This is a genomic window from Flagellimonas hymeniacidonis (assembly GCF_008040165.1).
GTDB classification, from domain to species: domain Bacteria; phylum Bacteroidota; class Bacteroidia; order Flavobacteriales; family Flavobacteriaceae; genus Flagellimonas; species Flagellimonas hymeniacidonis.
This window is the reverse complement of record NZ_VRUR01000001.1, coordinates 1,674,110-1,688,048: the sequence shown is the minus strand read 5'-3', so window position 1 is coordinate 1,688,048 and position 13,939 is coordinate 1,674,110. Positions and strand designations below refer to the sequence as shown.

The following is a 13,939-nucleotide window of genomic DNA, read 5'->3' as shown; positions in this document are numbered from 1 at the left end:
ATGCTACGATTTCTTATTACAGGTCTTTTACTCCTGGGTATCTATTCAGAAGATACTTTTAAAAAAGAGTACCACCGAGAATTTCATGAAAACGGAAAAATAAAAGCGCAAGGATGGAAAAATGGTGATTCTCGCGAGGACTTCTGGAAATTTTACTTTCCAAACGGTAAAATTATGGAGCAAGGACACTTTCGTAACAATCAGCGTGTAGGATATTGGTATTTTTATACCAAAGATGGTATTTTGGATATGGAAGGGCATTACTCAAAAAACAAAATGGTAAAATGGTGGTTGTTTTACGACGATAAAGGACACGTAAACCATAAATGTCAGCTTCAAAAAGGCATAAAAAATGGCTATTGCTTAAAGTATAAAAATGAAAAATTGACTTCCGCCGAAAAATATAACAACGGAAAAAAAATAAAGGAGTGGCATAATTTCTCAAGCTTTAAAAAGGAAAACAAACTATCTGATTTAAAGTAAATGGCAGATATAAAAGTCATAATCCCAGCTGTAAATGAGGGAGATTCCATTGGCAAGGTAGTTTCAGAGTTACCAAAATCAGTTTCAGAAATTATTGTGGTTAACAACGGATCTACAGACGATACTGTTGAAAATGCCCTAAAAGCTGGTGCTATAGTATTGACAGAAAACCAAAGAGGCTATGGTTTTGCCTGCCTAAAAGGAATGGATTACATCGACAAACAATCCAAAGCACCCGATATTATCGTATTTATCGACGGAGACTATTCAGACTATCCCGAAGAATTGGATAAAATAGTAGCCCCAATCCTAAATAAAAACATGGACCTAGTCATTGGAGCACGAAAAAAAAAACTACGCGAAGCGGGATCAATGACCTTTCCACAAATTTTCGGAAACGAATTAGCGACTTTTTTAATGCGCTTGTTTTTTAGGGCAAAGTTTACAGATTTAGGGCCTTTTAGGGCCATTAAATACGAAAAGCTCAAAGAATTGGAAATGCAGGACAAAACGTACGGTTGGACTGTGGAGATGCAGTTGAAAGCTTTACGTAAAAAACTGGCATATACCGAAGTACCAGTGCGTTATAAAAAGAGAATAGGTGTCTCAAAAGTTTCAGGAACCGTAAAAGGTGCTATATTTGCAGGCATAAAAATTCTAGGTTGGATTTTTAAATACAGTATAAAATAATATGGGACTTACGATCGCTTTTATTATCATCGCTATTTACACTACAGCCTTAGTTTTAATTTTCTGCTATAGTTTAGCACAATTAAATCTTTTGGTCAACTATTTAGGTAATAAAAGAAAAAACGAAGTAGCTCCAAAATTCAACCTATTAGACCCCAAAGAAATTCCGTTTGTCACCATACAACTTCCTATCTATAATGAGGAATATGTTATGGAGCGCTTGTTGGAAAACATCTCCAAAATAGAATATCCAAAAAGTAAGCTGGAAATCCAGGTTTTGGATGATTCTACGGACGATACCGTAATTGAAACAGCCCAACGAGTAAAAAATCTTCAAAAAACTGGTCTTGATATAACACACATTCGCAGAGAAAACCGACAAGGTTTTAAAGCTGGTGCGCTTAAAGAAGGTCTGGAAATTGCCAAAGGAGATTTTGTTGCCATTTTTGATGCTGACTTTCTTCCTGAAAGCGATTGGTTAAAAAAGACGGTTCCTTATTTTAAGGATGAAGAAATAGGTGTGGTCCAAACTAGATGGGGACACATCAATAGAGATTACTCCACACTTACAAGAATTCAAGCTTTTGCGTTAGATGCGCACTTTACCCTAGAACAAGTAGGGAGAAATTCAAAGGGGCATTTCATTAACTTTAATGGAACAGCTGGGATTTGGAGAAAAGAATGCATTTTAGATGCTGGTAACTGGGAAGGTGATACACTTACGGAAGACTTGGATTTAAGTTACCGCGCCCAATTGAAAAATTGGAAATTCAAATATTTGGAAGATGTAGAGACTCCTGCAGAACTTCCTGTTGTTATCAGTGCAGCCCGTTCGCAACAATTTAGATGGAACAAGGGTGGAGCTGAAAACTTTAGAAAAACGGTTTGGAGTGTTGTTACCGCCAAAAACATTCCTTTTAAGACAAAATTTCATGGCGTAATGCACTTGTTGAACAGCTCCATGTTTTTGTGTGTTTTTATTGTAGCACTTTTAAGCATTCCGATGCTGTATATCAAAAACTCCTATGGCCATTTAGGTTGGATTTTTGAAGTGACCAGCTTTTTCATTGTAAGTACTATAATCCTATTTATCTGTTATTGGTTTACCTATAAAAGTATTCAGGGAAGCGGATTCGACAATTTTGTAGACTATATAAAGCTCTTCTTTACCTTTTTCTCTGTTGCCCTTGGGTTCTCCTTGCACAACACGGTAGCAGTTTTAGAAGGGCATATGGGCAAGCGAAGTGAGTTTGTTCGTACTCCAAAATTCAACATCAACAATCTTACAGATAGCTGGAAGGGCAATAAATACCTTGCCAAGAAACTATCTCCCAATATGATTTTGGAATTTGCCTTGATGGTGTATTTTCTTTTTGGTATGTACAGTGCAGTTCCACTAAATGATTATGGACTTTTTCCTTTTCATTTAATGTTGTTTCTAGGTTTTGGTTTTGTGTTCTTTAAATCCTTAACGGCAAAGGCTTAAATTCCATTTCAATCTTTTGAATTAATGTTATTTCCTCATCGGAAAGTTGGAAACATGTTCAATAATCATACAATTCAGCTAGTTGATTCTTTATTTTCAAAAATCCAGCTGGCTACTTTTATATTGTTGAATAGTATTACATTCAAACAAAAATGGCATAATCAAAGTATGCAATCAATGCTGTTTTTAAACAGTTATCTTTATGCTTAGGTTTAAAAGTCCAGTCCACAAAACTCCATGAATCAAAAAAAGGCTCCCTGGTATTTCCTCTTACTCCTTATTTTGGCCGGAGAGTCTGTATTTATCCTTCCATTTGTACTTGCGCGTGTCTTTAGACCCACCGTACTTGAGGTATTTAATGTCGACAATGTGCAATTAGGCATATGTTTCTCTGTCTATGGCATCGTAGCGCTCTTGTCTTATCTCTTCGGAGGTCCTTTGGCAGATAAGTTTCCTCCAAGAAAGTTAATTGCAGTGGCGCTATGGATGACCGCTCTTGGCGGATTAGTCTATGCGACTTTCCCCAGTTATACCGTACTAAAAATACTTTATGGCTATTGGGGATTCACAACTATTTTTTTATTCTGGGCCCCGATGATCAAGGCAACTCGGGTCTGGGGTGGATCTACCTCCCAAGGCAAGGCCTTCGGTTTTTTGGATGGGGGCCGTGGATTAGTAGGGGCACTGTTCGGAGCTATGGGCGTACTTATTTTTTCCCTGTTCATTACCTCAGAACTATCCCTGACGACAACCTCTGAAAGCAGGGCAGCATTTAAGCATGTGATTCTGGTATCCTCGGGTATCGTTGCTCTTGTGGGGATATTGGTATGGCTCTTTATGAAAATGGATAGTCAGTCAGAAAAAGAGCTCATTTTGGAGAAAATTACGATATCGCAAATACGAGAAGTATCCCGTCTACCTTCAGTATGGTTGCTTATGATTATCATTTTATGTGCCTATGTGGGTTACAAAATCACAGATATATTTTCCTTATATGCCAAAGATGTGATGATGTATGATCAAGTGCAATCGGCCCAAGTGGGCACTTTTTTATTGTTTGTCCGCCCCGTGATTGGGGTGCTGATCGGGGTATTGGCAGACCGCAGTCAAACTACCTTCTGGCTTATTGTAGGTTTTATGGTTTCCTGCTTCGGAGCGTTATTGTTTGCCACGGGTATAATTTTAGATTCGGTAACAGCGCTGTTTTTTATTTCAATTTTGATTGTGGCAGCTGGAGTGTATGCGGTACGTTCACTCTACTTTGCTGTGATGCAAGAAGGCAAAATTCCACTGGTTCTTACAGGAACCGCTGTTGGTCTTATTTCACTCGTAGGGTATACACCAGATATATTTGCAGGACCCGCGATGGGTTATCTGTTGGAAAATTCTCCAGGTGCAAAAGGGCATCAGCATGTATTTTGGATGTTGGCTTTATTTTCCTTTATAGGTGGTATTGCCGCTTGGGGCTACTTCCTATTGTATAGAAAGCAAAAAATTTCAGAATCTTGATTACATGGAAGAAAAACCAAGACTTTCAAGACTTACGGCCATTCTAACACAATTGCAATCTTCAAGAATTGTAACGGCAAAAATGCTTGCTGAAAAGCACCAGGTTAGCATTAGAACCATTTATAGGGACATTCGCACTTTGGAAAAATCCGGGGTTCCCATTATTACCGAAGAAGGGAAGGGATATTCCATGATGGATGGGTATCAACTTCCTCCAGTAATGTTTACGGAAGATGAAGCAAATGCCCTTATAACCGCCGAGCAATTGATTCTAAAAAATAAGGATACCTCCTTTGTGCAACATTATTCAGAGGCCATCCTAAAAATAAGGGCCCTTTTAAAAGGGCCTCAAAAAGACAAGGCCAGCTTACTTAAAGATCGTATCTATTTCACCGACAATTATTTGAATCAGAGGACAAGTAGTTATCTTATGCGCATCCAATCAGCTCTCACCAATTTTGAGGTCTTGAACATTGATTACCTATCCTTAGATCAAAAATCTACGAACAGGAACATAGAGCCCTTTGCCCTATACAGCACACAAGAAAAATGGTTGCTCATCGCTTATTGTCGACTTCGGAAAGCTTTTAGGGTCTTTAGAATAGATCATATTCAAAAGATTACCAATACCTACGAGCATTTTGAATCCCATAATATGACCTTGGAAGAATATTATAAATCGTATGATAACTATTACCAAGAAACCCCTGATCTAGACGGGAAATAATTATGCGTACTCCTTAAAGTAAAATGCTCACCGGCATAGGAGTGCGAGTTTTTATGATGGCACTTATCGTTGTTGTGTATGATTAGTTGCGTGGTTAAGCAACTAATTTAGCAAATAAATCACAGATAGAATATTCCGCAGGAATGTTCGTAAGTAGGCGAGAACCAAGCAATTAATTATACACGGTGCTAGGCACTGGTTTTTTAATCCCAACCATTATTTTCATTCGTCCAGTCAAAGAGAAAACAGGTGTGTTCAAGTTCATTTATTGCTTTCCAAAGAAATCTTTGGTTTTTAGAAAATCCTCCTTGTACATTTAATTTATTCATCATTCCATTCATAAGCGCTTCATTTGCTAGAATTTCGTGTGCTATATGATTTCTTGAATCTGTAACCTCTTTGAGAAGAGCAATAAAGTCTGTTCTCAATCCTTTTTTTTCAAGTTCAACTCTAGTTTTGCCGAGAGTCCATCTTTCCATATCGTCAAGATTTCCTCCAAATTTCTCTTCAAATAACTTTTTCAGTCCAAATTCGAGTATTTGTGCCATTCCCATATACATAGCATATTGCTCAATAAAACTTAAGTTTTCATACTTCTTTAGTCCTTTTTGAGTTCCTTCTCTGATTTGTTTAGCGTTCAGGTGTGGTGGTTTTTCCTCACTCATTTTTATCTGTAATTTGGTAAATTATTCCACTTATCAAGCATTTTAGCAAAGAAGTTAGCAGAATAAGTCGTTTCATAGTTCAGTCCGAGATTTCCAACTTCCAAATCTCCAAACATAGAAACAATAATTTCAATTTGGTCAGAGTTTAAGTCAATCCGATAAAAGTCAGTTTCCTCACTATTCTGTTTATTATGCAATTCAGGTTTTTGAATTTTATTTTCCGCTATTATTCGGTCAATTTCAGATTCAAGTTCCGTCAATTTATTAATTCCGAGTTGCTTTTTAGTTTCTTTTAGCGCTCCAAAATCAAGTACGTTTCCCTCTTTCGTTATTCTATTATATTCTTCTGTTCGCATTTTGGTCAACTTGTGCCTAACTAAAAAGGATATGAATTCGTTTTAATGATTTATATCCTACGATAAGTGAAGTTCGGGAATTTTTAATGAAAAATCCAGATGAAATTGATGGACACAATAGATAAATTTAGCAATTTCAAATACCCCTGACATACCCTTGTCATAACCTGATAATATTTTTGTGTCAAATCTTAAATATATCATGATGACTATCACAAAAAAAGACGCATTGACCATTGTTGGCCTTTCTGCCAGAACATCTAACAGTAAAGGAAAAGCTGAAAAAGATATTCCACAGCTTTGGGAAAAATTTATGGCAGAAAATGTGCCCAGTAGAATACCACACAAAATAGACGATACCATTTATGCCATTTATACCGACTATGAAGGGGATCATACCGCACCTTACACCATAGTTATTGGCTGTAATGTGTTCAACTTGGATAATATTCCAGAGGACATGACCGTAAAAATGGTTCCAGCTGCCAATTATACCCAATTTGTGGCAAAAGGTGACCTTACCAAAGATGCTGTAATCAACACTTGGATGGATATTTGGAAAACAGATTTGAAAAGAACGTACACCACAGATATTGAAATTTATGGTGAAAAAGCAATGAACCCCACCAATGGTGAGGCAGAAATTTTAATTGCCACAGAATAGTATCAAAATTAACCTCCCGTTGTGTATTACTGCCCTTCAAATACACAACGGGTTATTATCCCATTGAAAAGTCTTAAATCGGATATATTTTTATACTTTTTACAAGCGTAAAAAATATTCGTCACAGATGCCCCAACAAATCATAAAATTTTGGAAGCTCCACACCTATTCCATCTTAATAGTTTTGGGTTGTATTTCGTTTTATACGGTCTTTGCCTATGATTTAGAGCGTGAAGATTTTCCAAAACTACTTTCGTTATTTGTTGCGCTGTTTTTCTTCCACTACAAACTGATCCAATTTGAAAAATGGAACTTTAAGTTCCTTTTGGTTTCAGGAATACTCTTTCGTTTGGTTTTTCTACTAACGGAACCAAACCTTTCCCAAGATTTTTACCGCTTTATTTGGGATGGAGAATTGATTAAAAACGGAATCAATCCCTATTTATTCCTGCCCAACCAGTTAATAGAACAGGGTAATTTACCTGTGGCAAACGCTATTGAATTACATCAGGGCATGGGGGATTTAAGCGCAAAGCACTTTAGCAATTACCCGCCAATAAACCAGTTCATATTCACCATTTCCGCTTTTTTGGGAGGAGGAAGCATCTTGGGATCAATCGTTATCATGCGTTTGACCATAATTTTAGCAGATATAGGTATTCTCTATTTTGGAAGAAAGCTATTGCAAAGCCTTAATCGATCTCCGCACATGGCTTTTTGGTACTTTTTAAATCCATTAGCAATAGTAGAATTAACTGGAAATCTGCATTTTGAAGGCGTAATGCTGTTTTTCTTTGTTTGGTCGCTCTATTTGGTTTCTATAAACAAATGGATTTGGGCCGCTCCAATCTACTCCCTGTCCATTATGGTAAAACTTGTGCCCATTCTATTTTTACCACTTTTCCTAAAATATTTTGGCTTTAAAAAAAGTACGCTATTTTATCTTTTAGTTGGTGCAAGCTGCGTCATACTTTTATTCCCTTTTTATTCCCCTTCATTCATAAACAACTACTCAGAAACGGTTGGGCTATGGTTTTCCAATTTTGAATTTAATGCTGGAATCTACAATGCTGTTAAAAAGATTTGGGTAAGCTGTTTTGATGCAAAACCATGGGAATTGGTGAAAGTCTATGGAAAAGTGGTAGCCATTTCTGTAATACTCGGAACACTGGTGCTAACCTTTCTACGAAGAAATCAGAATCTTAACACCTTAATTATCTCAATGCTCATCATACTTACAGGGTATTACTTCCTATCTAGTACGGTGCATCCATGGTATATTGTCTTTTTAATCGTGTTGAGTGTTTTTACAAAATACCAGTATGCAATGGTTTGGTCTCTTGCGATTGTTTTAAGCTATTATGCATATTCCAACCCTGATTTTAAGGAGAATCTTTGGTTACTCACCATTGAGTATATCCTTGTTTTTGGGTTTTTGATTTATGAAATAATAGGTAAAGGGGAGAAAAAGTTACATTTCTTCAAAAAATAATACCTTTCTTATGCCAATTGGAATTAATTTGTACTTTTAACCCATAATGAAAGGACAACAAAACATAATATTCCTATTGAGCAATCTTGCTCCCGTACGTCCATTCTCTCCACGTCGTCGCCCGTAAGGGTGCACAATTCGTATGGAAATAGGTGAGTCCATTTCCGCAAAAAATCACACAACTTTCAATTATTTATCAGTTTAAAATATAATAGCAATGGACATCATTATTGCTAACGAATCACATTATAAGTACGCACAGATTATAAGCGATACCATTACAGAATCAGCTAAGGTTCGCGGTACCGGTATTGCCCAGCGTTCTCCGGAATACATCATAAAACGATTGCAGAATGGCAATGCAGTAATTGCTTTGGATGGCGAAAAGTTCGCTGGCTTCTGTTATATTGAAGTTTGGGGAAATAAAAACTTTGTGGCCAATTCTGGATTGATTGTTCATCCAGATTATCGAAAACAAGGCCTAGCAAAACAAATAAAAAAAGCTGTTTTTGAGCTTTCAAAAGCGAAGTTTCCTGATGCCAAAATTTTTGGAATAACTACTGGTCTAGCAGTTATGAAGATGAACTACGAACTAGGGTATAAACCAGTTACCTTTTCCGAGCTTACCGATGATCCAGAATTTTGGAAGGGCTGTCAAACTTGCAAGAATTTTGACATTCTCACCCGAACTGAACGAAATATGTGCCTATGCACTGGAATGTTGTATGATCCAGAGGTTTCCAAAACCGAATCAAAAAGATTAAATGGAAAAGCGTTTAAACGCCTAAAACGAATCAAGGAAAACCTTTTCCTAAAAAAGAAAACAAAATGAAAAAATTAGTGCTGGCCTATAGTGGTGGCCTAGATACCTCTTACTGCGCCAAATATCTCTCGCAGGAAGAAGGTTTTGAAGTCCATGCAGTAAGTGTAAATACCGGAGGTTTCTCAAAAGAAGAAATTCTGGGGATTCAACAAAAAGCATTGGATTTAGGTGCATCTTCCTATACCTCTATCGATGCTGTTTCCAATTTTTATGAAAAAGTGGTAAAGTACCTCATCTTTGGAAATGTTCTTAGAAATAATACCTATCCCCTTTCCGTAAGTGCAGAGCGTATCGTTCAAGCCATTGAAATTGCAAATCATGCCAAAAAAATTGGAGCGGAGTACATTGCACATGGAAGCACTGGCGCCGGGAATGATCAGGTCAGGTTCGATATGATTTTTCAGATTATGGCTCCAGAAATAAAAATCATTACCCCAATCCGAGATAATAAACTGTCCAGAGAAGTGGAAATTGACTATTTGCAAAAAAATGGCATTGATTATCCTTGGGAAAAAGCCAAATACTCTATAAATAGAGGACTATGGGGAACTTCAGTTGGTGGGGACGAAACCCTGACCTCTCACTTGCCCTTGCCGGGATCCGCCTATCCAAGCCAATTGGAAAAGGAATTTCCAAAAGAAGTGAAACTTGGGTTTAAACAAGGAGAATTGGTTTCTATTGATGGGGAAACTGCAAATCCCGTTGAAAATATTGAAAAACTGGAGGCTATTGCCTCAAAATATGCCATAGGTAGGGATATCCATGTAGGAGATACGATTATTGGTATAAAGGGAAGAGTGGGTTTTGAAGCTGCTGCATCTTTAATCATTATAAAAGCACATCACCTACTGGAAAAACATACCCTTAGCAAATGGCAACAATATCAAAAAGAGCAATTGGGCAATTTCTATGGAATGCTGTTGCATGAAGGAAATTATTTAGATGAAGTCATGCGAAATATAGAAGCTTTTTTAGAAGACACTCAAAAAAATGTCTCAGGTGAAGTTTCCCTAACACTACACCCTTATCGATTTGAATTGAATGGGGTTTCATCGAACCATGATTTAATGAACGCCTCCTTTGGGAGTTATGGAGAAATGAACAAAGGTTGGACCGCAGACGATGCGAAGGGATTCATTAAAATTCTGTCCAATTCGGGTAAAATTGCAAACCATATAAATCAGGCATTATGATTAAAGTTGGAATCATAGGCGGTTCGGGATATACAGGCGGGGAATTAATCAGGTTATTGCTGAATCATTCCCAAGCCAGTATTGACTTTGTGTACAGCACAACGAGAGCAGGAAAACCGGTAACCTCAGCCCATCAAGATTTATTGGGAGTGACAGACTTGTTGTTTTCAGGAGAAATAAATCCTGATGTAGATGTTGTCTTTTTATGTTTAGGGCATGGCAACTCAACGCAATTCTTAGAAGACAACACATTTTCCAAGCAAACAAAAGTTATTGATCTAAGCAACGATTTTAGATTGAACAAAGATGCCAAATTCAACGGAACAATGTTTGTATATGGTCTTCCAGAATTAAACAAGACAGCAATAACCAAAGCCGTTGCTATTGCTAACCCGGGTTGTTTTGCCACTGCCATTCAACTTGCCTTATTGCCTTTGGCAAAAGAGGATTTGTTGAGCAATGACGTACATGTAAATGCGGTAACGGGAAGTACTGGTGCTGGGGTTGGATTATCTTCTACCTCTCATTTTAGTTGGAGAAATAATAATGTTTCTTGGTACAAACCCTTTACGCACCAACATTTGGGTGAAATAGGTGAAAGTTTGGCTTCCTTTAAAAACGCCATCGGAGAATTATATTTTCTACCCAACAGAGGAAATTTTACACGAGGTATTTTAGCCACTGCATATACCACCTTTGAAGGAAGCTTGGAATCTGCGCAAAAACTCTATCAAGATTTTTATTCCGAAGCGGCTTTTACACATATTTCAGATGAACCCATCCATCTAAAACAAGTAGTAAACACCAATCAGTGCCATATTCACTTACACCAACATAAAAACCAACTACTGATAACATCTGCCATAGACAACCTCATCAAAGGAGCATCAGGACAAGCGGTTCATAATATGAATTTAATGTTCGGTTTTACAGAGAATGAAGGATTACAATTAAAAGCAGGCGTTTTTTAAAAAGATAATTATGAAAATAGCAATCATAGGAGCAGGTAATTTAGGGTTAGCCATTGCAAAAGGAGTTTTGCACAGCAATGGGGCTACCACCATGTACTTGACCAAAAGAAATACATCAGAAATCAAGGATTTTGAAAAATACGGTAATGTTACTGTTACGTCAGATAATCAAGAAGCAGTAAAACAGTCGGATATTCTAATTTTTGCCGTACAACCTGGACATTTCGCTAATATTTTAGAACAAGTGAAAGACTTGCTTACAGAAAATCATGTAGTGATCAGTACTATAACCGGGTTCAGTATCTCAAAAATGGAAGAAATCATTGGTGCTGACAAATATATCATCAGAAGTATGCCCAATACGGCAATTTCTGTGGGCAATTCCATGACTTGCCTTTGCAGCAACGAGCTAGGAAAAAAGCGAGTTGATTTGGCAAAAGCCATCTTTAATAGAATGGGGCATACCTTGGAAATTCCAGAAAATCAAATGCAGGCAGCTACCGTCATCTGCGCAAGTGGCATTGCGTTTTGGATGCGTTTGATACGCGCTACCACCCAAGGAGCCATTCAACTTGGTTTTGATGCCAAGGAGGCCCAAGAACTAGCCATGCATACCTGTAATGGTGCCGCTAGTCTTTTAATTGAATCTGGCAGCCATCCCGAAGAAGAAATTGATCGGGTAACTACGCCAAAAGGCTGCACCATTTCAGGGCTAAACGAAATGGAGCATCAAGGCCTTAGTTCCTCCTTAATCAGAGGTATTGTTACTTCATTTGAAAAAATAAATCAAATTAAGAAGGGTTAAAATAAAGCACATGAAACTATTTGATGTTTACCCTTTGTACGACGTCACACCAGTATCCGCCAAGGGAATTGAAATACTAGATGATAAAGGTGAGAAATACCTTGATTTTTACGGAGGACATGCTGTAATTTCCATTGGGCATTCCCACCCGCATTATGTAAATAGGCTTAAAGAACAATTGGATACTATTGGGTTCTACAGCAACTCTGTCCAAAACCCATTGCAGGAGCAATTGGCCACAAAACTAGGAGCACTTTCGCATTGTGAAGATTATAATCTTTTCATGTGTAATTCAGGTGCAGAAGCCAATGAAAATGCGCTAAAAATGGCTTCTTTTCATACTGGAAAATCAAAAGTCATTGCTTTTAGCAACAGTTTTCATGGGCGTACCTCGGCCGCTGTGGCTACAACAGACAACCCTAGTATTAATGCACCCATAAATAAACAACAAGAGGTAACCTTTCTTGCTTTAAATGATTTTGATGTCTTTGAAAAAGCAATCGTTTCGGGCGAGTATTGTGCGGTTATACTGGAAGCCATTCAGGGTGTGGGCGGATTGGATGAACCTACTACTGAATTCTATCAATTTGTTGAAGAAAAGTGCAAGTCAAACAATGTAATACTCATTGCGGATGAGGTGCAATCCGGTTTTGGTAGAAGTGGTCAATTCTTCGCATTTCAACATCATGGTATTCAACCAGACATTATTTCTATAGCCAAGGGAATGGGAAATGGCTTTCCTGTTGGTGGTATATTGATTCATGAAAACATTAAGGCTAGTTATGGTCTTTTAGGAACCACCTTTGGTGGTAACCACTTAGCTTGTGTAGCAACCTTAGCCGTTTTGGAAGTTTTGGAAAAAGACGATTTAATGGCTAATGCGACTCGTTTGGGCGACTATTTTAAGCAGCAAGCATTAGAAATTCCTGAAATAAAAAAAATAAAAGGGAGAGGATTAATGTTGGGGCTTGAATTTGATTTTGAAATTGCAGATCTGCGAAAAAGGCTAATCCACAACCAGCATATGTTTACGGGAAGCGCAAAAAACAAGTACTTGCTCCGATTTTTGCCAGCACTAAACATCACCAAAGAACAAATTGATGTATTCTTTGCAGCCCTTAAAACAGAATTAAAATGAAACAGTATCTCAGCATAAACGACATTGATTCGCTTCCCAATTGGGTTGATGAAGCTATATCCCTCAAGAAAAATCCGTGTCAATTTCAGCAATTGGGAAAGGGCAAAACCATTTGCCTTTTATTCTTTAATAATAGTCTTAGAACGCGTTTGAGCACACAAAAAGCAGCCATGAATTTAGGGTTGCAAATTATGGTCATGAACTTTGGAAATGAGGGTTGGGCCCTTGAGTTTGAAGATGGAACCATAATGGACCAAGGAACATCTGAGCACATTAAAGAGGCCGCTCAAGTAGTTTCTCAATATTGTGATATTGTCGCCATTAGGGCATTCGCCAAGTTGGAAGATAAGGTAAAAGATGAAGCAGAAGAAGTCCTGAATGGTTTCGCCAAACATGCTTCTATTCCTGTAGTTAATATGGAGAGCTCTACTGCACACCCATTACAAGCCTTAGCAGATGCCATTACACTTGGTGAACATAAAACCGAATCAAAGCCAAAAGTGGTATTATCTTGGGCACCTCATCCCAAAGCATTGCCCCATGCCGTAGCCAATTCCTTTGTGCAATTAATGAAGAGGCAAGAGGTGGAATTTATAATTACACATCCAAAAGGGTATGAGTTAAATCCTGAAATAACAGAAAATTGTCAAATAGAATACAACCAAGAAAAGGCCCTGGAAAATGCAGACTTTGTTTATGTAAAAAACTGGTGTAGTTATTCGGACTATGGGAAAGTACTCACCCAAGATTCCAGTTGGATGATGACAGTAAAGAAGCTTGGCAAAGCCAAGTTTATGCACTGCTTACCTGTAAGACGGAATGTAGTGGTAGAAGACGCTATTTTAGACGGCAATCAAAGTTTAGTCATAGAACAGGCTAATAACAGGACCTATTCCGCTCAAATAGTACTGAAAAAAATTCTAGAGACGCTCTAAAG

Annotated in this window: 15 protein-coding genes; 13 read left to right on the top strand and 2 right to left on the bottom strand. The window is 37.7% G+C overall.

What is annotated here, in order from left to right; genetic code table 11:
* The 5 genes from FVB32_RS07665 (at window position 1) to FVB32_RS07645 (ending at window position 4,895) form a co-directional block, all read left to right on the top strand.
* Window positions 1-483 (top strand): toxin-antitoxin system YwqK family antitoxin, encoded by a 483-nt coding sequence (locus tag FVB32_RS07665; RefSeq protein WP_147742794.1) that lies wholly within the window; start codon window positions 1-3, stop codon window positions 481-483.
* Window positions 484-1,173, top strand: a complete 690-nt coding sequence (locus tag FVB32_RS07660; RefSeq protein ID WP_147742792.1) for a glycosyltransferase family 2 protein — start codon at window positions 484-486, stop codon at window positions 1,171-1,173.
* Between the two features lies 1 nt (window position 1,174).
* A complete protein-coding gene (locus FVB32_RS07655) occupies window positions 1,175-2,659 on the top strand; it encodes a cellulose synthase family protein (protein ID WP_147742790.1) in 1,485 nt (494 codons plus the stop codon).
* A gap of 237 nt (window positions 2,660-2,896) precedes the next feature.
* Window positions 2,897-4,168, top strand: coding sequence for an MFS transporter (locus FVB32_RS07650; protein WP_147742788.1), 1,272 nt, complete (start codon window positions 2,897-2,899; stop codon window positions 4,166-4,168).
* Window positions 4,169-4,172: 4 nt separating this feature from the next.
* Window positions 4,173-4,895, top strand: a complete 723-nt coding sequence (locus FVB32_RS07645; protein ID WP_147742786.1) for a helix-turn-helix transcriptional regulator — start codon at window positions 4,173-4,175, stop codon at window positions 4,893-4,895.
* Window positions 4,896-5,098: 203 nt separating this feature from the next.
* Here FVB32_RS07645 and FVB32_RS07640 read toward each other — a convergent pair whose 3' ends face one another.
* Both FVB32_RS07640 and FVB32_RS07635 read right to left on the bottom strand, forming a co-directional pair.
* Entirely contained in the window at window positions 5,099-5,560 is a 462-nt protein-coding gene (locus tag FVB32_RS07640) for a hypothetical protein (protein WP_147742784.1), read from the bottom strand.
* A 2-nt stretch (window positions 5,561-5,562) separates the two neighbouring features.
* Window positions 5,563-5,916: a hypothetical protein gene (locus tag FVB32_RS07635; RefSeq protein ID WP_147742782.1), complete on the bottom strand. Its 354-nt coding sequence runs from the start codon at window positions 5,914-5,916 to the stop codon at window positions 5,563-5,565.
* A gap of 202 nt (window positions 5,917-6,118) precedes the next feature.
* Here FVB32_RS07635 and FVB32_RS07630 point away from each other — a divergent pair, with 202 nt between their 5' ends.
* The 8 genes from FVB32_RS07630 to FVB32_RS07595 all read left to right on the top strand — a co-directional run bounded on the left by FVB32_RS07630 (window position 6,119) and on the right by FVB32_RS07595 (window position 13,937).
* Entirely contained in the window at window positions 6,119-6,580 is a 462-nt protein-coding gene (locus FVB32_RS07630; protein ID WP_246139843.1) for a GyrI-like domain-containing protein, read from the top strand.
* 127 nt (window positions 6,581-6,707) lie between these two features.
* Window positions 6,708-8,072, top strand: coding sequence for a DUF2029 domain-containing protein (locus FVB32_RS07625; RefSeq protein ID WP_147742780.1), 1,365 nt, complete (start codon window positions 6,708-6,710; stop codon window positions 8,070-8,072).
* A gap of 217 nt (window positions 8,073-8,289) precedes the next feature.
* A complete protein-coding gene (locus tag FVB32_RS07620; RefSeq protein ID WP_147742778.1) occupies window positions 8,290-8,904 on the top strand; it encodes a GNAT family N-acetyltransferase in 615 nt (204 codons plus the stop codon).
* Window positions 8,901-10,088: an argininosuccinate synthase gene (argG, locus tag FVB32_RS07615; protein WP_147742776.1), complete on the top strand. Its 1,188-nt coding sequence runs from the start codon at window positions 8,901-8,903 to the stop codon at window positions 10,086-10,088. Before FVB32_RS07620 ends, argG begins: the two co-directional genes overlap by 4 nt.
* Entirely contained in the window at window positions 10,085-11,059 is a 975-nt protein-coding gene (gene argC, locus FVB32_RS07610; RefSeq protein WP_147742774.1) for an N-acetyl-gamma-glutamyl-phosphate reductase, read from the top strand. The genes argG and argC overlap by 4 nt, the downstream gene beginning before the upstream one ends.
* Before the next feature lie 10 nt (window positions 11,060-11,069).
* Entirely contained in the window at window positions 11,070-11,864 is a 795-nt protein-coding gene (gene proC, locus FVB32_RS07605) for a pyrroline-5-carboxylate reductase (RefSeq protein ID WP_147742772.1), read from the top strand.
* 10 nt (window positions 11,865-11,874) lie between these two features.
* Complete coding sequence (locus FVB32_RS07600) at window positions 11,875-13,002, top strand: aspartate aminotransferase family protein (RefSeq protein WP_147742770.1); 1,128 nt, start codon at window positions 11,875-11,877, stop codon at window positions 13,000-13,002.
* Window positions 12,999-13,937: a Rossmann-fold NAD(P)-binding domain-containing protein gene (locus tag FVB32_RS07595; RefSeq protein WP_147742768.1), complete on the top strand. Its 939-nt coding sequence runs from the start codon at window positions 12,999-13,001 to the stop codon at window positions 13,935-13,937. The genes FVB32_RS07600 and FVB32_RS07595 overlap by 4 nt, the downstream gene beginning before the upstream one ends.
* Window positions 13,938-13,939 lie beyond the last annotated feature (2 nt).